This is a genomic window from Rossellomorea sedimentorum, from assembly GCF_046237645.1.
GTDB classification, from domain to species: Bacteria; Bacillota; Bacilli; order Bacillales; family Bacillaceae_B; genus Rossellomorea; species Rossellomorea sedimentorum.
The window spans coordinates 1,319,949-1,341,459 of the sequence record NZ_CP143546.1; the positions used below are offsets into that span (position 1 = coordinate 1,319,949).

Here is a 21,511-nt window from a genome sequence, read left to right on the forward strand (position 1 = left end):
AAAAAAAAGGAAACTCATCATTAGGAGTTTCCTTTTTGTTTTTTTCTATCTATCGATTGGCGTGGCATCCGGTATAGGCATCAAAGGGTTCTCCTGGTCAATATGATCATAGAACATAACGCCGTTAAGATGGTCGATTTCATGCTGAAAGACGATGGCAGGCAAACCTTTCATGCGAACTTTGACAGGGTTTCCGTCAATGTCCATACCCTTGATAGTAACCCGGGAATAGCGAGGAACATAGCCAGGTACCTGGCGATCAACAGATAAACAGCCTTCACCGCTCGTAAGGTAGGCTTTTTCTACAGAATGGCTGACGATTTTTGGATTGAACAGTGCATAGCTATGGAGTTCTCCATTTTTGTCCGTCACATGGATGGCCAGCATTCGTTTCAATACATTAATTTGAGGTGCAGCAAGGCCGATACCGGATCTCAACCCGTATTTTTGCGCTGTTTCTGGATCCTGGCTGTTCTTTACATATTGAAGCAGGCTGCTTAGTATCTCTTTATCTTCTGCAGAAGGCGGCATGGCCACTTCTTCAGCTGTTTTCCTTAAGGAAGGGTGTCCCTCCCGTATAATATCGTTCATGGTGATCATGTATCTTCCTCCCGGTTATCCGTAATTTTTTATGATTTTAGTCTAACAGACCCCTTATGAAAAGTTAACTATTTTATAAGGGGTGCAGGCGAGAAAGATTCTTACCATTAATATCTATATAAGGTCTTCAAAATAGATCAATCCTAAGGTGAGTCTTACCGATGCATAGTATGACGGCTGGCTCCAGTATCTGAATATAAAGATTGATCCTGCTAATATGTCCTGCCGGGGCTCTGAATTGTGCCTTCGCTATTAAATAAAATGAGGTCGATGTTGCGTACCCACCGGAAAAGGAAGATTCCTTGACATACTTTTATACTTTTATCATAGTAATAAATTATGGACAAGCATAATCTAAGCCTGGCTTTTTGCAGGAATTTACCGCAATAATTTTTCACAGGATTGGGCAAATAATGAGTATTAAAATTTCCATTGTAAAATAAAGAAAGTGCCGATATAGTAGTAAATGTCATTATAATAAGGGGGACTTTAAAGTGTATAAACTTCGAGGAGTACTGACTGCTGCGGGTGTCATCTTCCTGCTTTCAGGTTGCATGGGAGGAACCACGCCTCAAGAAATGGTATACAACACTTTGGAAGATACAGTAAAAAAAGAAGAAGCGCTGAAAGAAACACAGGAACCCTTAACGAAGCTGGAGGAAGAAGAGCAGAAGCTGTTCGACCAGGCAATTGGGTTAAGTATGAAGGAAATCGACCAAATCAGGGAAATTTCCGACCAGGCGCTTGAGAATATAAGCAAACGCGAAACCCTGATTGAAGAAGAGGCGGCTGCAATGGAGGCTGCCGAAGAGGCATTTCAAGCTGCGGAATCTTCAATTGCAGAAATTGAGGATGACTCATTGAAAAAGGAAGCTGAAGAACTTGCTTCTATTATGAATGAGCGGTTTAAGGCACATGCATCGATGGTTGACTCCTACCTTAAATCTCTTGAAAGTGACAGGGAACTTTACGAGATGTTAAAAAAAGAAGACCTTACTATGGAAGAATTGCAGGCTCAAATCGAAAAAATCAACGCAAATTATCAAACCACCATGGAATTTAACCAGACCTACAATCAATTGACTGAAAAAGTGAATGCATCCAAGCTTTCGTTTTATGAAAAGGCAGAAATCAATGTGGATGCAGAGGCTTAATACGTAACACCTGGTTCCGAGGGTACTCATGGAACCAGGTGTTTTTTTGTGCTAACACTTCCATATATATAGGGATGGATATGTGTAAACATCCATCTAAGTAATCGGACAGTTTAATTAGAAAGCAATGTTTACTGTATAACAGAGGCTCAAACAACTTTCTGTTTTATAATACAGTTTATGTGTTCTTAGTGGTACAGTTTGTATTTTTTTAAGAAAGAGGGATGATTTAAGTCAATGATAGTTATTGTAATTATAAGTATTTCCCGTTGACTTCTATAAAATCTGTAGTGTAAACTATAAATCGTGATTACATATTGTATTAGTTGGTTTGTGAAATCGACTAATACAGTTTATTTTTGAAAAATGCTGGGTAATGAGTTTTCTTTTAGGTGAATTGTGGAAACATATGTTTAATGATGTGTATTTGCCAAAATTGCGGTTGTTGGAGACTATTCTGGACAACCTAATCACTGGATGTAAAAAACTCTAAAATAAGTGGAAAAAGAAAGGAAGAGGTGACTTCGATGGCTTCTAAATCTAAGAAGGCACAATTTGATGCGAAAAAAGCGCTTGAAAATATTGAAGCGCAATTCGAAATGGTTCAAATTTTAAACGAAGAAGGCGAAGTGGTGAATGAGGATGCAATGCCTGATCTAAGCGATGAGCAAATGCAAGAGCTTATGCGCCGCATGGTATACACTCGCATTCTTGATCAAAGATCAATCTCATTAAACCGTCAGGGAAGATTAGGTTTCTATGCTCCTACTGCAGGACAAGAAGCGTCTCAGATTGCTTCTCATTATGCATTGGAGAAAGATGACTGGATCCTTCCTGGCTATCGTGATGTACCACAGATTGTATGGCATGGCCTTCCGTTGTATCAGGCTTTCCTATTCTCCCGTGGACATTTCAAAGGAAATCAGCCTCCAGAAGGAGTTAATGTATTGTCTCCGCAAATCATCATCGGTGCACAATACATCCAAACTGCAGGTGTGGCACTTGGCCTTAAAAAACGCGGCAAGAAGTCGGTTGCAATCACTTATACAGGTGACGGCGGATCTTCACAAGGTGACTTCTATGAAGGTATCAACTTTGCGGGCGCATTCAGCGCACCTGCAATTTTTGTGGTGCAGAATAACCAGTTCGCGATTTCCACACCACGTGATAAACAGACAGCTGGTAAAACTATTGCCCAAAAAGCAGTTTCTGCCGGTATCCCAGGGGTATTGGTCGATGGAATGGATCCATTAGCGGTTTATGCAGTAACACGTGAAGCACGCGAGCGCGCGGTTAACGGTGAAGGTCCGACTTTAATCGAGACTCATTGCTACCGTTATGGTCCTCATACAATGGCAGGGGATGACCCGACTCGTTACCGCTCTTCTGAAATGGATACAGAGTGGGAAAGAAAAGATCCATTGGTTCGTTTCCGCAAGTTCCTTGAAGGTAAAGGTCTATGGAGCGAAGACAAGGAAAATGAAGTGATCGAACAAGCGAAAGAAGATATCAAAGAAGCAATCAAGAAAGCTGATGGAACTCCTAAACAGAAAGTAACGGACTTCATCAACATCATGTATGAAAAGCTTCCTAATAACCTGCAAGAGCAATTAGAAATTTACAAAGAGAAGGAGTCGAAATAAGCCATGGCGCAAATGACAATGATTCAAGCTATCACTGATGCTATGCGCACTGAACTGCGTAACGATGAAAATGTGCTTGTTTTCGGTGAAGACGTAGGACTGAATGGCGGTGTGTTCCGTGCTACTGAAGGTCTACAAAAAGAGTTCGGAGAAGATCGTGTATTTGACACACCACTGGCAGAATCCGGTATCGGCGGATTGGCGGTCGGTCTTTCATTGGAGGGCTTCCGTCCTGTACCTGAAATCCAGTTCTTCGGATTCGTATATGAAGTAATGGATTCAATCAGCGGTCAGCTGGCTCGTATGCGCTACCGTTCAGGCGGCACTTATACAGCACCTGTAACAATCCGTTCACCATTTGGAGGGGGAGTACATACACCTGAGCTGCATGCAGACAGTCTGGAAGGTCTTGTCGCGCAGCAGCCTGGCCTTAAAGTAGTAATCCCTTCAACTCCATATGACGCTAAAGGTCTTCTGATTGCTGCCATCCGGGATAATGACCCAGTCATCTTCCTTGAGCACATGAAGCTCTACCGTTCATTCCGTGAAGAGGTTCCTGAAGAGGAATACACGATTGAAATCGGTAAGGCCGATGTAAAGCGTGAAGGAAGCGATTTATCTATCATCACATACGGTGCCATGGTGCATGAATCTTTGAAAGCTGCTGAGGAACTTGAAAAAGAAGGTTACTCTGTAGAGGTTGTCGACCTAAGAACAGTCAGCCCTCTTGATATTGAAACAATCATCGCTTCAGTTGAAAAAACAAACCGTGCGATCGTTGTTCAAGAAGCTCAAAAACAAGCGGGTATTGCTGCAACTGTTGTAGCTGAAATCAATGACCGTGCTATCTTAAGCCTGGAAGCGCCGGTACTTCGTGTAGCTGCACCGGATACGGTTTATCCGTTCTCACAAGCAGAGCCTGTATGGCTTCCTAACTTCAAAGATGTTATTGAAACGGCAAAGAAAGTACTTAACTTCTAAGATTAAACAGGGAGCATGAAGCAGAAGGGGGCAGGTCTCCCTTCTCTTTTCCAATCCTGTAAAACTATAAAGCAAAAACAATAACAGGAGGTAGAACCTATGTCATTCGAATTCAGGTTGCCGGATATCGGTGAAGGTATCCATGAAGGTGAAATAGTAAAGTGGTTCATCAAACCCGGAGATAAAGTTGAAGAAGACGATGTGTTGTGCGAAGTCCAAAATGATAAAGCAGTGGTGGAAATCCCTTCCCCGGTTGCAGGAACAGTCGAAGAACTTCTTGTTGAAGAAGGAACAGTTGCAGTAGTTGGTGACGTATTGATTAAATTCGATGCCCCTGGTTATGAAGACCTGCAATTCAAAGGCGATCATGGCGACGAAAAGAAAGAAGAGCCAAAAGCGAACGAAGTAACAGAAGGACAGGTTCAGGGAGTTGCTGAACAAGGCCAGGCTGTAGGCAAGGAACCTTCTCAAGAGAACACTGATAATCAAACTGCAAGTGCAGGCGAGCAAGGAGAAGATGTGGATACTGACCGCCGCATAATCGCAATGCCTTCAGTTCGTAAGCTTGCAAGAGAAAAAGGCGTGGATATCCGCAGGGTGTCTGGTTCCGGTAAAAATGGACGCATTACAAAGGAAGATATCCAATCCTTCCTTGAAGGTGGATCTAAAGCTGCTTCAGCAGAAACGCAAGAAACTGCTCAGCCGGCAGAGACTGCGAAAGAAGAAGCGGCACCTAAAGCTGCTGCTGCGCAAAAAGTTCCAGAAGGTGAGTTCCCTGAAACTCGCGAAGCTATGAGCGGAATGCGTAAAGCAATCGCAAAAGCTATGGTAAACTCAAAACATACAGCTCCACACGTTACTCTAATGGACGAAGTCGACGTAACGAAGCTATGGGCACACCGCAAAAAATTCAAAGAAGTGGCTGCGGAAAAAGGCGTCAAGCTTACATTCCTTCCGTATGTTGTAAAGGCATTGACAAGTGCGCTTAGAGAATATCCTGCACTGAACACTTCTCTTGACGACAGCACAAATGAGATTGTTCATAAGCATTACTACAATATCGGAATTGCAGCTGATACAGAAAAAGGCCTGCTTGTCCCTGTTGTAAAAAATGCTGACCGCAAATCAATGTTCTCTATCTCCAATGAGATCAATGAACTTGCTGGAAAAGCGCGTGACGGTAAATTGTCCGGTGATGAAATGAAAGGTGCTTCTTGCACAATCACTAACATCGGTTCTGCAGGAGGCCAGTGGTTCACGCCTGTAATCAACCATCCTGAGGTAGCAATCCTTGGTGTTGGACGAATTGCAGAAAAACCTGTGGTTAAAAATGGTGAAATTGTAGCCGCACCTGTGTTAGCATTATCATTGAGCTTCGATCACCGTATGATCGACGGAGCTACGGCTCAACATGCCCTTAACCATATTAAGCGTTTGTTGAACGATCCAGAACTATTATTAATGGAGGCGTAATGCGATGGTAGTAGGAGATTTCCCAATTGAAACAGATACTATAGTAGTCGGTTCAGGTCCAGGAGGATATGTTGCAGCAATCCGTGCAGCACAGCTGGGTCAAAAGGTAACAATCATTGAAAAAGAAAACCTGGGCGGTGTTTGCTTGAACGTTGGATGTATTCCATCTAAAGCCTTGATCACTGCCGGACACCGTTTTCATCAGGCGCAACATTCTGATGATATGGGGATTGTTGCAGAGAATGTAAAAGTAAACTTTGACAAAGTCCAAGAGTGGAAAGCAGGAGTTGTTAAAAAACTTACTGGCGGTGTTGAAGGACTTCTTAAAGGTAACAAAGCTGAAATCGTTCGCGGTGAAGCATACCTTGTAGATGCAAACACGCTGCGTGTTATGGATGATAACTCTGCACAAACTTACAAGTTCAAAAACCTGATTCTTGCAACAGGTTCACGTCCGATTGAAATTCCTAGCTTCAAGTTCTCAAAACGTGTACTTGATTCTACTGGCGCATTGAATCTTTCTGAAATTCCAGAAAGCATGGTCGTAATTGGTGGAGGATACATCGGGACAGAGCTTGGAACTGCTTATGCCAACCTTGGCACAAAAGTAACAATTCTTGAGGGTGCAGATGATATCCTAAGCGGATTCGAAAAGCAAATGACTCAAATTGTTAAAAAAGGCCTTAAGCAAAAAGGCGTTGACATTGTAACGAAAGCAATGGCAAAAGGTGTAGATGAAACAGACAGCGGAGTAACTGTTAAGTATGAAGCGAACGGTGAAGAGAAATCGGTGGACGCAGAATACGTACTAGTTACTGTGGGTCGTCGTCCTAACACTGACGAAATCGGCCTTGAAGAAGCTGGTATCGAAATGACTGACCGTGGTCTGATCAAAATCGATAAACAGTGCCGTACAAACGTTTCTAACATCTTTGCTATCGGTGACATCGTTGATGGACCACCGCTTGCACATAAAGCTTCTTACGAAGGTAAGATTGCAGCAGAAGTTATTTCTGGCGAGCCGTCTGAAATCGATTATATGGGTATTCCGGCAGTATGTTTCACAGATCCTGAACTAGCTACAGTTGGTTATTCTGAAGCACAAGCTAAAGAAGAGGGTCTTGAAATCACTGCAGCTAAATTCCCGTTTGCTGCAAATGGACGTGCATTGGCATTGAATGCGACTGACGGTTTCATGAAGCTGATCACTCGCAAAGATGACGGATTGATCATCGGTGCTCAAATTGTTGGTTCCGGTGCGTCTGACATGATTGCTGAGCTTGGTCTTGCAATTGAAGCTGGAATGACTGCTGAAGATGTGGCAATGACTATTCATGCACATCCAACGCTTGGAGAAATCTCCATGGAAGCTGCGGAAGTAGCGATGGGCAGTCCTATTCACATCATTAAATAACAAACAAAAAACCTCTTGGGAAACCAAGAGGTTTTTTATGTACCTATGTAGTTTTAAGGAGCACTCCCAAGAAACAAAAGACCATCAGTTCCATTGATCAAGTTGATTCCTGACAGGCGTCAAAATATCTTCTTTCTTCGCTTCACCGATTACCTTGCACACTACTTTATTATCTTTGATGATAAGAAGAGCGGGATAGGTATCATTTAAAGATGTCAATGTAGAATCGTACTCCTGATTTTTGGCGATTATTTGATAATGGTCGAATTGTGCAGGATAAGCATGCTTTAATTCAATCAGCGCCTCATAATAAGAATCTTCTTCTTTAATATTATTCTCATCTGAATAAAACAGAATACCTTCATCAATAGTAATCCCTGCTGCAGTACGTTCATCTTGAATGCTACAGGATAATAGGAAGGCAATGGTTAACAGCATAAGAATTATCAGTAAAGAATATTTCATCAAACAGCCTCTTTTCAATATAGTCATAATCTATTGAACAAAAAGTCCCTACTAAGTCTTATTTAATAAAAAATTGTAAAATAATTACTAATTGGTCGATTGGGATTATTCTAACATATGCCAAAAGAATAAGGGGGAATTTCATTGAATTGTTACATAAATGAAAAATCGCAAAAAGATTGGAGTTTTAAATAGGGCCACTAAGAGAATATAATGATATAAATCCTAAAAAATCAGGGTGAGATAATGAAAAATTATATTGCATTCTTATTGCAGATCATAGTCTGGAGTGCTTTTACTTTAGCCCAATGGCTATCCAGCAAAGATCATATAGAATATAAGTGGATCATGTTCATTATATTTTTTTACTTAGGATTTTTAGTCGCGAAAAAAATTCTCAGGTCATCCAAACTTACATTAATCGTTACAGTTGTGAGCCTTAGTACATTTTTTTCTTTGAAGATTTTTTTCGAACAGATTCTAGTGTCCATATAATGAAGACCTTAGTGGTATAATGGGATAAGACTTTCAACTAGAGGAAGGGGAATAACATGAACAAGTTGATTTACTGCAGTTTACTGTTTTTACTGGTTGCAGGATGTGCGGATGAAAAGTCCTCAGATACAGTTGGAAACACTGCAGAACAGGAAGCAGGCATTAACGAAGTGGCTGCAGCAGAAGGGGAAAATAAGGACGTGGAAAATACCAGTGCTGCCGAAAAAGAGAATGCACAAGTTACTGATACAAATGAAAATGAAGAAGTCGATAAGGAAGAGGAAATTAAAGAACCTCAATATATGATTAATGAAGCAGATTGGTCTATTCAGCCCATTGATGATGCAAATGAAAAAGTAGTATTACTGACGATTGATGATGCACCGGATAAGTATACGGCGGAAATGGCGAAAACATTAAAAAGCTTGGATGCCCCTGCAATCTTTTTTGTCAATGGGCATTTCCTTACTACAGATGAAAAGAAACAGATCCTCAAAGATATTCATGATATGGGTTTCACTATCGGCAATCACACATTCAATCACCAAAAACTTAATGATGTTCCTGAAGATAAGCAAAAAGAAGAAATCATGAAACTAAACGAGCTCATTACAGAAGTTATTGGTGAGCAGCCTAAATTTTTCAGAGCCCCGCATGGAGCAAATACTGACTATGTCAAGAACCTTGTTAAGGAAGAAGGCATGGCATTGATGAACTGGACATACGGTTATGATTATTTCACTCCGTATATGGATGCAGAAAAACTGAAGACGGCCATGATTACAGGTGAAGGGCCGGAAGTGGACGTGCCTTATTCACTGTTAAAGCCAGGCGCAAACCTCCTAATGCACGACCGGGAATGGACGAATGAAGCACTTGCAGACATCGTAAAAGGCTTAAGGGAAAAAGGATATGAAATCCTCGACCCCCAATTGATTCAAACACCACAGTAAAAGAAAGCTGTCTAACGGATACCCGTTGGCAGCTTTTTGTTTTCTTTTACAAAGGCTCTTGTTTTAATTTTTGTTCTTTATTTCTAAAAAAATACAGCTATAATCTAAGGAAACATCATTGGAAAGCAAGGAAGAAAAAGAGCTGCTCTCTCTGTTCAGTGAAGAAAACTTGTAACCAGGAGAAAATCCGGCACTTGGGATTTTCCAAAAGCAACAAATTATAGGAAAAGCCTTACAAAGAAATAATGTAAAATGCTGAGTCATATACTCTAACAGCAGTTTGCTTATAATGAGTGGTGCCAAGAGAATGAATGGGGTGTGTCTGGGTGTATACCAATGAGATACTATTCCTAATATATATAGTTGAAATCCACAATAAACATAACACACTGGCTTAATAAAAAACTTAATGTGACATACAATTAATGCTTGATATTTTAATTGTGTTATATTATTATATATTTAAGAAGAAAAGTTAAAGCGCTTTCAATAAAAAACATAAGACGAGAGGAGTTTTAAGATGGGTACAATTGTTTGTCAATCATGCTTAAACACTATTGATCACTTTGAAGATGAAAAGGTATCGGTTTTATTCTCCAGCGAATGTGACTGTAATAAAGACACGGAATTAGATGATTAAAAGGTTAATATAGTAACAAACCCCTGACATATGTCGGGGGTTGTTTGTTTGTTGGAGCACTTAATTTAACCCTTGTTGTATGTATGGGTGTCAACAACTCCAGGAAAACGCAATTTCAATGGCCCGATACCTTGTTTGCGGACCAATACCTTCTCAAATGAAAAATCTCAAATGGGCCGATACCTGCATTTTCGGGCCAAAAACTTCTCGAAATCAAATATCGATGGGTCGATAACTACGTTTGCGGCCCACCACCTCTTAGAATCCGCAATTTCAATGGGTCGATAACTACATTTGCGGCCCAACATCTCTTAGAATCCGCAATCTCAATGGGTCGATAACTACGTTTGCGACCCAAGACCTCCTCGAAATCCCAATCTCGATGGGTAGATAACTACGTTAGCAACCCAACACCTTCCCAAAAACGTAATCTTAATGGGCCGTTACCTTCGTTTATGGCCCAACATCTCCTCAAATAAACAATCCCGATGGGTCGAAACCTTCGTTAGCGGCCCACCATCTCCTCAAATAAAGAATCTCGATGGTCCGATACTTACGTTTACGGCCCAGCACCTCCCCAAATCCGGAATCTCAGTGGGTTGATATCTATGTTTACGGGCCACCATCTCCCCGAACACTCAATCTCAATGGCCCAATATTTTCATGAGTTCCTAAGGAAAACCCCCACTCTGAAGTAGAGTGAGGGTTCCGTTATTATCGAATGGCTTTGTGTTCTTTAATCACACGAAGATGACTCAGGTCAAATTCTTCAGGTCCTTGCACTGGCAGACCTGCTTCCACATTCTTTTGAATGTACGTAAGGTTTTCGGCTGTAATGATTTCTCCAGGGATAAAGATAGGAATCCCTGGTGGGTAGACCATAATAAACTCGGCAATGATGCGCCCGACTGTCTGTTCAATAGGAATGACTTCTGTATCTGCATAGAATGCGTCTCTTGGAGTCATGGACAAGAGTGGGATATCTGGAAGCAGGACTTCTGCTGTTGCTGTCAATCCTTCTTTATGAGAGAACTGATAGGACATCTCTGTTAAAGCTTCGATCAACTTCTCACCTTCAACCATGGTATCCCCAGGTGTTATGATGCAGAGAATATTATACAGATCTGACATTTCCACCTCAATATTGTAAACTTCCCTTAACCATTTTTCAGCATCGAATCCGCTAATTCCCAGTTGTTTGACTGAAATGATCAATTTGGTTGGATCATAATCGAATGCTGCCTTGGTACTCAATATTTCTTTTCCAACACAATAAAGGCCTTGGATGTCATTCACTTTTTTCCTGATGGTTTCAGAGAGCTGGATTGTACTTTCAATCAATTCCCTGCCTTCTGTAGCAAGCCTTTTTCTCGCAACATCCAATGAAGCAAGTAGAAGGTAGGACGTTGAAGTAGTTGTAAGCATGCTTAAGATGGTTTGGACCCGTTTTGGAGATACAAGCCCTGTTTTGATATTCAACACAGAACTTTGTGTCATGGATCCGCCCAGTTTGTGTACACTGGTAGCAGCCATGTCCGCCCCTGCCTGCATGGCTGATATCGGAAGGTCTTCATGGAAATGGATATGGACACCATGAGCTTCATCGACAAGTACAGGTACATCAAATGAATGGGCAATCTCGACGATTTTTTTTAAGTCCGCAGAAATTCCAAAGTAAGTGGGATTAATGACCAGTACCCCTTTTGCATCCGGATGCTGCTCAAGGGCTTTCGCCACTGAATCTGTAGTGATACCGTGAGAGATTCCCAGGTTTTCATCTACTTCCGGATGGATGAAGATAGGTGTGGCACCTGAAAAGACAATCGCACTCATAACGGATTTATGAACGTTTCGGGGAACGATGATTTTTTCACCTGGCCCGCATACAGACATAACCATTGTCATGATGGCTCCGCTCGTACCTTGCACAGAGAAGAAGGTATAATCCGCCCCGAATGCTTCGGCTGCAAGCTGTTGAGCTTCTTTGATCATCCCTTTTGGCTGATGAAGGTCATCCAGCGGGCCGATATTGATCAAGTCGATTGAGAATGCATTATCCCCGATGAAGTTTCTGAATTCAGGGTCTATGCCTGTTCCCTTTTTATGGCCGGGAATATGGAATTGTACTGGATTTTTTTTGCTGTGTTCTACTAAGCCGGTAAATAAAGGAGTTTTGTATTGAGACAATTCATTCGACACCTCTTTAAAGTCTGTTATATCTAAGCCTTTCCCTTAAAACAAAGGAATTAGTCATTAGGTTTTTTACTTTCATTTTTAAGAAGAGGACGGTTGAAAAACACGAGCCCTCTTATCGATAAAGAATTATAGCATTTACGTTTTTCTTTGCATAGTGTTATACGCCCATACTTATTACATTTTGTCGAAAAAGACAGGAAATTTTAGGTGAGGGGGCGAATAAGGTGTGTAGAAAGGGTGATGATGATGAACTGGAATACAAGGGTTACGGAACTGCTCGGAATACAGTATCCGATCATACAAGGGGGACTTGCCTATCTTGCGTATGCAGACCTGGCTGCGGCAGTCAGCAACGCAGGAGGACTTGGCCAGATTACGGCGATGTCGCTGGAGACTCCAGAACAATTAAAAGAAGAAATACATAGAGTACGGAAACTTACAGATAAACCATTCGGAGTGAACTTTGCCATTGGACAGCACGGGCGCCCCTTTAAGGAGTTTTTGCAGGCAGCGATTGATGAGGAAGTACCTGTTGTTTCTATGACGGGTGGAAACCCTGCACCCATGTTCGACATGCTGAAGGGCACCCCGATAAAAAAACTAGTACTTGTTGCGGCCAAAAGGCAGGCGGTAAAGGCGGAGGAGCTTGGTGCCGATGCAGTCATGGTAGTTGGTGCGGAAGGCGGCGGCCACCTGGGAAAAGACGACATCGGGACATTTGTGCTGATTCCTCAGGTGGTTGACGCAGTATCCATTCCGGTGATTGCTTCTGGAGGCATTGGGGATGGCAGAGGTTTTGCTGCTGCCTTATGCCTGGGCGCGGAAGGAATCGAAATGGGTACAAGGTTTATTGCCACAGAAGAATGTGTGCACGCCTCTGAAGAATACAAGCAGGCATTGATTAGCGGGACGGAAAGTGATACAGTGGTCATCAAACGGACACTTGGAGCGCCAGCACGCGCCATTTCAAACACCTGGACTGACCAAATCCTTTCACTGGAAAAAAAGGATGCAGGATATGAAGGCTTAAAGAACTTTATTAGCGGTGAAGCCAATAAGAAATTCATTTACGAAGGAAAATCTGATTCAGGCTTTGGATGGGCAGGACAAGTCATGGGAATGATTGAAGATACCCCTTCTGTGAAAGATTTGATCGACCGTATTGTTAAACAGGCAGAAGAGGCAGGTTCTAAGTGGAGTAGGTAAGTGATTTTTATTGTTCTTTCTATTTTAAAAGGCTGTTTTTCAAAGGATTGTTGCTTTTTAGACTAATTCTTCTGGGTGTTTTTACGAATGGTTGATTTGAGCGGAAGGTGTGCGATCTCCTGCGGGACTAGCGGGACGTCTAGTTCCAGCACCGAGGTTACGTACCCACTGGAACGTAACCCAGCCCCTCGGGGTTAAATAACCCTAAGAGGAAAAAAGGAAAGGTCGCCTTTTTTTCTCTTAGGAACATTTACCTGTCGGGGCTGACCAGGGTGCTTCCACTTTTTATACAGGCGCAGCCGAGGAGGCTAATCCAGCTCCAGCGGCCGAGGGTCCGTACCCACTGGAACGGACTTAGCGACTAGCAGATTTCGGTCTCTCTCCTTACGAATCCAGCTGCAAGGCCCCAACGGCTAGCGGACTTCCCTGTCCCCTCCTTGCGATAAGTCAACAGGTTCATTTCCTTTACTCGTATAAAGAGGTATTTAGAAAAAATCGGCTCCTGGATTTTTTCGGTAGGATGCTTTTCTGGTTAGTGGTACATTCTTGGGCAATGGGAAATGAACATCAACTCACTGCGTTCGTTGTGTTTCCTTTATCTCATGCGGAGACAGTCCAGTCCGTACGCCGCTGAACGGGGCCTTTCCACTTTATATAGATAAGTCATCAAGATCATTTCCACACCCTGTCTAAAGTACTACCCAGAAAAAAATCGGCTTCTGGATTTTTTTTGTTTTAAACTTTGTTACGTGAAAAGCTCACTTTTGGGAATGGGAAATGATCATCGAATCGCTATCGCTCTTCGTGATTCCTTTATCTCATGCGAGAGCCCTAAAATCTGTACGTCGCTGAACGGCCGCTTCCACTTTTTAATTCACCGCCCGCCCCGCGGAGTCGCACACCTGGAGCGGATATCAACTATCTCATCCAGATAGCAACAATCTATACGAAAAAAGCCTTTTAAAACTAGTGATAGTTGAAGTAGACTCTTATTATAGTTTCCAGTGAAACTGTATTGGAGGTACCAATTAGTTGTGCAAGAATCATTATGGGTATCCAACTAGAGCAATATGAAAATACATATAGAAAGCAAGGTGAGGCAAGTGGACTACCAATACCCTTTTTCATTGGATTGGTCAACAGATGAAGTGATAGATGTAGTAGCTTTTTTTCAGAGTATCGAAAAGGCTTATGAAAAAGGAATTGACCGGGAAGATCTCATGTCTGCTTACAGGCGCTTTAAAGAAATCGTTCCTGGTAAGGCTGACGAGAAAAATATTTGCAATGAATTTGAGGAATCAAGCGGATATTCTTCTTACAGAGCCGTGAAAAAATTAAAAGAATCAGATAGCAGGATCATAAAAATGTAAATTACTTTTAAAGTGCTGTTTTCATATAGAGTGTTGCTGTGGGAAAAAAAGGGCCGGATTTTTCCTTCGGGTTTAAGGGCTTGTCTGTCTAAATAGGGTAATTAGCTCTTTTCTTTCGTGCCAAGGTAAGTTCGGTCTCTTGAACTTCATATTAAATAGCAACAAAGTTTTCGAAAAAAGCCATTTAAAAAGAGGAGGGACCCAATGCTGGAAGGGTTCCTCCTCTTTTTTCACACCTAATAGCATGTTTATTGCAGTTTGTAAAGGGGTAATAATTTTACAAACGCATCACTGATTATTTCAATTGTTTCATCCCCGGAAAGCTTAACGGCTTGTTCTCTTGGGATTTGGATGCCACAAAGGATTTCGGCTTTTTTGACGGTTTGCAATCGCTTGAATAGTGAAGCGAGATCTTCCTTATTCATATCAGCGAAAGGCAGGACTCCCGGCTTGGTATGATCTCCTGACCAGACAAAGGTTTTTGGGATGATCTTGGTAACGCGATCTATATTTTTTTCAAGGGCTTTACCATATTCCTCTTTGTCAGGAGCTTCATAAATCATGGCAAACCACACAAAAACATGCGTTTCCCAAAGGCCGATTTGAAAATGAGGATGCTTTTTATACCCTCGTTTATTATTGGCAAACGCCACCCAGGTGTCATCCGGGGGATTGACTGACCGTCTTGCATGTTTGGCTACATGAGGAAACATCTCATCACCGGTCATTGTACTCAGAGTTGGCGCAAAATGGTGACCCAAAGCTTCCAGCTTTGGCCTGATTGTCTCTATCAGGGCTTCCATACGATCGTCGAGACCGTCAATTGTGAAAACTTTAAAATCATTTTCGGTAAAACCATTAAATTTCATTTTGTTCCTCCTTATGCTTGTAGCATTATTTTACCACATGGCATAAGAGGAAGAAAAAATGTTGAACCGGAAATAGGTGTATGCACATTTTAGTTACCTGTTTCTTGAACTTCACATAGAATGTACTAGATAAATTCAGAAAATTTAGAATAAAAATATCCGGAAGGGGTGTACTGTCCATGAAACAAGTTATGAGTTCAATGCGTAAGAAAAACGTCCAGCAGCAGCGTATGGCGGTGCTGAAACTGGAAATGGATTATGAGCTGGCCGTACTATTCGAAGCGATGGAAGACAAAAACACTGCAATCCAAATGAAGACAAAAGAAAAATTGATGAAGATCAGGGAAGAATTAATGAAATTGAAAGCATTATAAACCAGTTCACAATGAAAAATATGGTTTAAGCGGACTCTGAAAAGAAATTTTAAGAGTTCGTATTTTTGTGGCAAAATGCACAAAACTTGAAGGGTACATAAATATATCTTAAGCTAAATGAAAGTCATTACATCTATAGGCGCGAATTGTAAATAATACATAGGGCACTCTTCGTTTCATTCCGGATACCGCCACCCGGATGGATTTACCGTAATTCATTAATGGATTTACATCATAAACAGAACAGAATTGGGGGACATTCAAATGTCTAACTGGCAGGAAATCGATACATATGTCAAACACTGGATTAAAGAAGCTGGCGAAAGAATCAGGCAGTCTTTTAAAATGCAGCTCAATATACAAACCAAATCCAACCGTAATGATCTTGTTACAAACGTGGATCAGGAAACCGAACAGTTCTTCATTGAAAGGATCCGCAGCAATTTCCCTGACCATCAGATCCTGGGAGAAGAAGGATATGGAGACGATTTGAAAGACATGAAGGGAACGATTTGGATTATCGATCCAATTGATGGAACGATGAATTTTGTTCATCAACAGAGGAATTTTGCCATCTCGATAGGAATCTATCAAGATGGGGAAGGGGTACTCGGATATATTTACGATGTTGTACATGATGAACTTTATCATGCTCATAAAGGTCATGGAGCTTATATGAATGACCTGGAGCTTCAGCCGCTGAAAGAGGTGGAGATCAGGGACTCCATCATCGGGGTGAATGCACTTTGGGTTACCGACAATAATCGTATAGACAGAGACGTACTTGGACCGCTTGTGAGGGATGTAAGAGGGACAAGGTCCTATGGGTCTGCCGCCATGGAGATGGCCTATGTTGCTTCCGGAAGAATTGATGGTTATATGACAATGAGGCTCGCTCCTTGGGATTTCGCAGCAGGAAAGATTCTTATTGAAGAAGTGGGAGGCGTTGTGACCAGCCTTGACGGCAATGAGCTCAATATGCTTAAAAAGAGTTCTGTTTTCTCCTGTAAGCCAGGCCTGCACGGAAATATCTTAAATACTTATTTAAAGGATGTAAAATTAAATAAATAAAGGAAAAAAGAGCTGACCATCCAGGTCAGCTCTTTTAATTGATCAGGGGATTTATATTTTCGTCTGGCTCCAGTGCACAGTTTTCGTGCAATTGGCTATGAAGCTTTTATTCTTAAGACCCCCTGAAGGAGGAAGTACAAATGGCTTATTTCCGGTAAGACCTTCTGACTCTGCTTTACAGCTTTCCTTCTTCACGATACTTCTTCTTTGCCTTGAATCCATAGCCCATCACAAATACCCATGCAGCGACAGCTAAAACAGCGAATAATAAGCTTTTTTCACTGATAGCGATTCCAATTCCCATTATGCAGACAGCTGCCAGAACAGCATACATTACAAAAATCCATTTAATATTTTTCACGTTTCACTTCTCCTTTGATGAAAAGTCACAGAATTCCTACTTAAAATAGTATCAATGAAAAGCAAGGATCACAAGCTTTATTCATAGTGGTTGCAGAAGTAGGAGATTTAGGGTTCTCTGGTTAAGGCTACTTATTAAAAGTATCCTAGGGAGTTAGACGAGAAGATAGAAAATTGGTATGGTAATTTATTGAAGAAACAACAAACCTAAAACTATACGGGATTCAGTAATAACAAGACTTTCAATATAGGTAAAGGTGTGAAAGAAACACCGCTGTAACAATATTTACAAGAATAAGTTTCTGCTTTTTAGAATGCTGTGATATAATGTCTTAGTTGCAAGAAAAAGGGCCGCTTATGGCTGAATTTTATGAAGGAACACATGAAGGCAGTTCATAATGTCTGTTATCATAAATTAAGATGAACACAAATCAGGAGTGAATACATTGAATAAACGAAATGATCTAAGAAATATCGCGATTATTGCCCACGTTGACCATGGTAAAACTACATTAGTCGACGAGTTGTTAAAACAATCAGGTATCTTCCGTACGAATGAACATGTCGAGGAACGTGCCATGGATTCCAATGACCTTGAAAGAGAACGAGGAATCACAATTTTAGCTAAAAATACAGCCATTCAATATAAAGATACAAGAATCAATATCCTTGATACACCAGGACATGCTGACTTTGGCGGTGAAGTTGAGCGTATCATGAAGATGGTTGATGGTGTTCTGCTTGTTGTTGATGCATACGAGGGTTGTATGCCTCAGACTCGATTCGTTCTTAAGAAAGCCTTGGAGCAAAACTTAACGCCGATCGTGGTCGTGAATAAAATTGATAAAGATTCAGCCCGTCCTGAAGAAGTAATCGATGAAGTTCTTGAGCTTTTCATTGAGCTTGATGCTAATGAAGATCAACTTGAATTCCCGGTTGTGTACGCTTCAGCCATTAACGGTACAGCAAGCGAAGATCCAGACCCTGCAAACCAGGACGAAAACATGCAATGCTTATATGAATCAATCATTGAGCATATCCCTGCGCCAATCGATAATCGTGAAGAGCCGCTTCAATTCCAGGTAGCACTTCTTGACTATAACGATTACGTTGGACGTATCGGTATCGGACGTGTTTTCAGAGGAACTATGACGGTTGGACAGCAAGTAGCACTGATGAAAATTGATGGTACTGTGAAGAACTTCCGTGTCACGAAAATTTTCGGATTCATGGGCTTGAAGCGCGTTGAAATTCAAGAAGCTCACGCCGGTGATTTAATTGCTGTATCCGGAATGGAAGATATCAATGTTGGTGAAACAGTATGTCCTATCGATCATCAGGATCAACTTCCAGTGCTTCGAATTGACGAACCTACACTTCAAATGACATTCCTGGTTAATAACAGTCCTTTCGCTGGCCGTGAAGGTAAGTATGTTACTTCCAGAAAAATCGAAGAAAGATTGCTTGCACAGCTGCAAACGGATGTCAGCCTTCGTGTTGAAAACACTGAATCGCCTGATGCCTGGACAGTTTCCGGCCGTGGTGAGCTTCACCTTTCCATCTTGATTGAAAACATGCGTCGTGAAGGATTTGAGCTTCAAGTTTCAAAACCGGAAGTTATCGTTCGTGAAATTGACGGAGTGAAATGTGAGCCGGTTGAACGCGTTCAAATCGATGTACCTGAAGAGTATACAGGAAGCATCATTGAATCCATGGGAACACGTAAAGGCGAAATGCTTGACATGATTAACAATGGAAGCGGCCAAGTAAGGTTGATCTTTATGGTGCCTGCCCGCGGATTGATCGGTTACTCAACAGAATTCATGACTTTAACTCGTGGTTATGGAATCATCAATCATACGTTCGACAGCTATCAGCCTATGCAAAAAGGTCAAGTCGGCGGCCGCAGACAAGGTGTTATCGTTTCTATGGAAACAGGTAAATCTTCTCAATATGGAATTATGAACGTAGAAGATCGCGGAACAATCTTTGTAGAGCCTGGTACAGAAATCTATGCCGGTATGATTGTAGGAGAGCATACTCGTGAGAATGACATTACAGTTAATATTACAAAAACAAAACAGGCGACCAACGTTCGCTCAGCGAATAAAGATCAGACGGTAACGATCAAGAAAGCCCGCATCATGACACTTGAAGAATCATTGGAATATCTAAATGATGATGAGTACTGTGAAGTGACACCGGAATCCATCCGTCTTCGTAAAAAGATTCTTGATAAAAATGAACGTGAAAGAGTCACTAAAAAGAAAAAGGTAGCTGAAACTAACTAATATTCACTATTAGGAGTGATCAGGAATGGTAACAGAACGTTTATCCTTTTTCGCATCCCTCTACCGGGTGGAGGAAAACCCTGCACTCGGTATGTGGCTTTTATACATTACGATTATCGCATTATCAGTTCTTGTGTATAAGTTGGGGTTTGCAAAAAAATTGCCGCTATTAAAGTCAGCCGTAATTTATTTTTTCCTGGCGGCTGGATCGACTGTATTATCCTTCTTAGGAATCTTCCTTCCCGTAGCGGAAGGGCTTGTGGTTGCCGCACTGATTTTAATCATCTATAAAGTCAGATTGCGCAGCCATAAAAAAGAAGAAGTAAGTTCATAGCATAAACAAAAAGCAGAGGCTGCCGCCTCTGCTTTTTTCAGTGTTTAGATATTGTTATTTTTAAATACAGGATATAAGTAAACAAGTGACAGTGCATATACTAGGTGGCCTGTACTCCAATAAAATAAAGCAGCCCAGTCATCTACTGCCGGAACTTCTTGTTGGGCCATGACTGACAAGGGGAAATACAATAATAAAGCGGGAAGTGTTAATCCAGCAGCAAAAATGAACCGCTTCTTATATCCAAAGTGATAACTTGAAGCAAGATAATAAAAGACGATTCCCAAAATCACAGATACGACTATGTGGAAAAGGAATTCAATCAATTCCGGCCAGTTGACGTTCCCGATCATGGGAATGAAATCTATATTCAACAGCAGTGTATACACTTTCAGCTTGGTTATTACCTGGATCGTTTTAAGGAATACTCCTAAAATCATTCCGGAAATGAAGCCAATCAGGCTTCCTTTAATAATAATATCAGAAGTCATTTCTTGATTTAACAGAGCGGTAGAGGCGGAAATTTCCCGTATCTGCCCGTTCTTTTGTTCTCTTGGTGATTCTGTCCTGGCACTTTTCACACATATAAGTATGGATTGGCCTGTTCCTTAAGCGCTTTGCAACTAAAGATTCATCATCAATGGACTCAATCACATCACATAGAGTGCATTTCACTCTCATATTTGACACCTCCATGTCTTGATGCGTATATATTTTGTTCTTAGTATATCATGGAGTAAACTGTATTTCTTCTTTTTGATGGTCCTTTTATATAGTTTGCTGGTTTTTTGCGAGACTTCTTTCAATTTGAGTAACGGGATTGGACCATGTTTTACTGGCTTCTTAGGAACATGGCCTGTCCTTAAAGGGTATGGAGCAAACTGTTGTGTTATTTGAGTCTTGGTCTATTCTAAAATAGGATTGACCAAATTAATGTGTGACATGGAAAAAAACGGGTCAAATCATGAGCGGAAATGACCAATTTTTTGAGAGCAGATGAGAAGATGGTCTATTCTTAAGCAAAGTGAGCAATTAAACCCCAATACCGATTGCAAAACCAAGCTATCGAATCAAACCAGTAATTATTTTTTCTGTAATCAGGAATTATTTTCTATTCTAGTTTTAGCTGATGTATAATATAAGTGAAAAAAGGAGGGATGATCATTGGCCAATCGAGTTGAAACGAGATTGATTCCTGTTCTATTTGAAGAGCTTCAGCGAGAGAGGTTTATTACAGTGTCTACCGTTGATTACGAAACAGGCGGTCCCAACGTAAGCGCTATTTCCTGGGTTTATGCGGAACATGAAGAGAGGATTCTCTTTGCCGTGGACAGTCGTTCAAGAATTGTGAAGAACATCCAGACAAATCCTCTTATTGTGCTGAACATTATAGCAAATGAATCCTCCTATTCAATTTGTGGAAATGCACTACTGAAGTCAGAAAGGCTCAAAGATGTACCGATCAACCTGTCCCTTGTATCTCTCTCCATAAGTGAAGTGAGAGATGTCATGTTTTATGGTTCCAGGATTTCTGTAGAGCCTCAATATGAGAAGACATATGATAAAGAAGCTGCCGACCGGCTGGACCGGCAAGTAATAGAAGCCATGAAGAAAGCTTGATA

At 41.4% G+C, this 21,511-nt stretch carries 21 protein-coding genes; 14 read left to right on the forward strand and 7 right to left on the reverse strand.

Annotation, left to right across the window (positions count from 1 at the left end; all coding sequences use genetic code 11):
* Positions 1 to 45 precede the first annotated feature (45 nt).
* On the reverse strand, positions 46 to 600 hold the full coding sequence (gene def, locus V1502_RS06460; RefSeq protein ID WP_409253546.1) for a peptide deformylase: 555 nt from the start codon (positions 598 to 600) through the stop codon (positions 46 to 48).
* A gap of 494 nt (positions 601 to 1,094) precedes the next feature.
* On the opposite strand from def, the gene V1502_RS06465 reads away from it, so the two are divergent.
* From V1502_RS06465 to lpdA, 5 genes are all read left to right on the forward strand, one after another.
* The gene (locus tag V1502_RS06465; RefSeq protein ID WP_409253547.1) at positions 1,095 to 1,754 is read left to right on the forward strand and encodes a YkyA family protein; all 660 of its coding nucleotides are present in this window, start codon (positions 1,095 to 1,097) and stop codon (positions 1,752 to 1,754) included.
* Positions 1,755 to 2,281: 527 nt separating this feature from the next.
* Positions 2,282 to 3,397 carry a pyruvate dehydrogenase (acetyl-transferring) E1 component subunit alpha gene (pdhA, locus tag V1502_RS06470; protein ID WP_409253548.1) on the forward strand — a complete coding sequence of 372 codons (1,116 nt, stop codon included), beginning with the start codon at positions 2,282 to 2,284 and terminating at the stop codon, positions 3,395 to 3,397.
* A gap of 3 nt (positions 3,398 to 3,400) precedes the next feature.
* A complete protein-coding gene (locus V1502_RS06475; protein WP_409253549.1) occupies positions 3,401 to 4,378 on the forward strand; it encodes an alpha-ketoacid dehydrogenase subunit beta in 978 nt (325 codons plus the stop codon).
* 99 nt (positions 4,379 to 4,477) lie between these two features.
* The gene (locus V1502_RS06480; protein WP_409253550.1) at positions 4,478 to 5,851 is read left to right on the forward strand and encodes a dihydrolipoamide acetyltransferase family protein; all 1,374 of its coding nucleotides are present in this window, start codon (positions 4,478 to 4,480) and stop codon (positions 5,849 to 5,851) included.
* Between the two features lie 4 nt (positions 5,852 to 5,855).
* The gene (gene lpdA, locus V1502_RS06485; RefSeq protein ID WP_409253551.1) at positions 5,856 to 7,265 is read left to right on the forward strand and encodes a dihydrolipoyl dehydrogenase; all 1,410 of its coding nucleotides are present in this window, start codon (positions 5,856 to 5,858) and stop codon (positions 7,263 to 7,265) included.
* An 84-nt stretch (positions 7,266 to 7,349) separates the two neighbouring features.
* Here the strand turns inward: lpdA and V1502_RS06490 are convergent, their stop codons facing one another.
* Positions 7,350 to 7,730, reverse strand: a complete 381-nt coding sequence (locus V1502_RS06490; protein ID WP_409253552.1) for a hypothetical protein — start codon at positions 7,728 to 7,730, stop codon at positions 7,350 to 7,352.
* 551 nt (positions 7,731 to 8,281) lie between these two features.
* Between V1502_RS06490 and V1502_RS06495 the strand changes: the two genes are divergently transcribed.
* Positions 8,282 to 9,178, forward strand: coding sequence for a polysaccharide deacetylase family protein (locus tag V1502_RS06495; protein ID WP_409253553.1), 897 nt, complete (start codon positions 8,282 to 8,284; stop codon positions 9,176 to 9,178).
* Positions 9,179 to 9,698: 520 nt separating this feature from the next.
* Positions 9,699 to 9,818, forward strand: coding sequence for a GapA-binding peptide SR1P (locus tag V1502_RS06500; RefSeq protein ID WP_409253554.1), 120 nt, complete (start codon positions 9,699 to 9,701; stop codon positions 9,816 to 9,818).
* A gap of 714 nt (positions 9,819 to 10,532) precedes the next feature.
* Here V1502_RS06500 and V1502_RS06505 read toward each other — a convergent pair.
* Positions 10,533 to 12,005 carry an aminotransferase class I/II-fold pyridoxal phosphate-dependent enzyme gene (locus tag V1502_RS06505; RefSeq protein WP_409253555.1) on the reverse strand — a complete coding sequence of 491 codons (1,473 nt, stop codon included), beginning with the start codon at positions 12,003 to 12,005 and terminating at the stop codon, positions 10,533 to 10,535.
* 255 nt (positions 12,006 to 12,260) lie between these two features.
* On the opposite strand from V1502_RS06505, the gene V1502_RS06510 reads away from it, so the two are divergent.
* Positions 12,261 to 13,220 carry an NAD(P)H-dependent flavin oxidoreductase gene (locus tag V1502_RS06510; protein ID WP_409253556.1) on the forward strand — a complete coding sequence of 320 codons (960 nt, stop codon included), beginning with the start codon at positions 12,261 to 12,263 and terminating at the stop codon, positions 13,218 to 13,220.
* 1,103 nt (positions 13,221 to 14,323) lie between these two features.
* Positions 14,324 to 14,590, forward strand: coding sequence for a UPF0223 family protein (locus V1502_RS06515; RefSeq protein WP_409253557.1), 267 nt, complete (start codon positions 14,324 to 14,326; stop codon positions 14,588 to 14,590).
* Between the two features lie 248 nt (positions 14,591 to 14,838).
* Here the strand turns inward: V1502_RS06515 and V1502_RS06520 are convergent, their stop codons facing one another.
* Positions 14,839 to 15,459 carry a YktB family protein gene (locus V1502_RS06520; RefSeq protein ID WP_409253558.1) on the reverse strand — a complete coding sequence of 207 codons (621 nt, stop codon included), beginning with the start codon at positions 15,457 to 15,459 and terminating at the stop codon, positions 14,839 to 14,841.
* 179 nt (positions 15,460 to 15,638) lie between these two features.
* On the opposite strand from V1502_RS06520, the gene V1502_RS06525 reads away from it, so the two are divergent.
* Complete coding sequence (locus tag V1502_RS06525) at positions 15,639 to 15,833, forward strand: hypothetical protein (protein ID WP_409253559.1); 195 nt, start codon at positions 15,639 to 15,641, stop codon at positions 15,831 to 15,833.
* Between the two features lie 264 nt (positions 15,834 to 16,097).
* Positions 16,098 to 16,904 carry an inositol monophosphatase family protein gene (locus V1502_RS06530; protein ID WP_409253560.1) on the forward strand — a complete coding sequence of 269 codons (807 nt, stop codon included), beginning with the start codon at positions 16,098 to 16,100 and terminating at the stop codon, positions 16,902 to 16,904.
* 175 nt (positions 16,905 to 17,079) lie between these two features.
* Here V1502_RS06530 and V1502_RS06535 read toward each other — a convergent pair whose 3' ends face one another.
* Positions 17,080 to 17,265 carry a YlaF family protein gene (locus V1502_RS06535; protein WP_409253561.1) on the reverse strand — a complete coding sequence of 62 codons (186 nt, stop codon included), beginning with the start codon at positions 17,263 to 17,265 and terminating at the stop codon, positions 17,080 to 17,082.
* A gap of 445 nt (positions 17,266 to 17,710) precedes the next feature.
* Here V1502_RS06535 and typA point away from each other — a divergent pair, with 445 nt between their 5' ends.
* Together typA and V1502_RS06545 are read left to right on the forward strand one after the other, a co-directional pair.
* On the forward strand, positions 17,711 to 19,555 hold the full coding sequence (gene typA, locus V1502_RS06540; protein WP_409253562.1) for a translational GTPase TypA: 1,845 nt from the start codon (positions 17,711 to 17,713) through the stop codon (positions 19,553 to 19,555).
* Between the two features lie 25 nt (positions 19,556 to 19,580).
* Positions 19,581 to 19,889, forward strand: a complete 309-nt coding sequence (locus tag V1502_RS06545; protein WP_409253563.1) for a YlaH-like family protein — start codon at positions 19,581 to 19,583, stop codon at positions 19,887 to 19,889.
* Between the two features lie 44 nt (positions 19,890 to 19,933).
* On the opposite strand, the gene V1502_RS06550 is transcribed toward V1502_RS06545, so the two are convergent.
* Both V1502_RS06550 and V1502_RS06555 read right to left on the reverse strand, forming a co-directional pair.
* Positions 19,934 to 20,380 carry a hypothetical protein gene (locus tag V1502_RS06550; RefSeq protein ID WP_409253564.1) on the reverse strand — a complete coding sequence of 149 codons (447 nt, stop codon included), beginning with the start codon at positions 20,378 to 20,380 and terminating at the stop codon, positions 19,934 to 19,936.
* Positions 20,370 to 20,570 carry a YlaI family protein gene (locus tag V1502_RS06555; protein ID WP_409253565.1) on the reverse strand — a complete coding sequence of 67 codons (201 nt, stop codon included), beginning with the start codon at positions 20,568 to 20,570 and terminating at the stop codon, positions 20,370 to 20,372. The genes V1502_RS06550 and V1502_RS06555 overlap by 11 nt, the downstream gene beginning before the upstream one ends.
* Before the next feature lie 483 nt (positions 20,571 to 21,053).
* Between V1502_RS06555 and V1502_RS06560 the strand changes: the two genes are divergently transcribed.
* Positions 21,054 to 21,509, forward strand: coding sequence for a pyridoxamine 5'-phosphate oxidase family protein (locus V1502_RS06560; protein WP_409253566.1), 456 nt, complete (start codon positions 21,054 to 21,056; stop codon positions 21,507 to 21,509).
* Positions 21,510 to 21,511 lie beyond the last annotated feature (2 nt).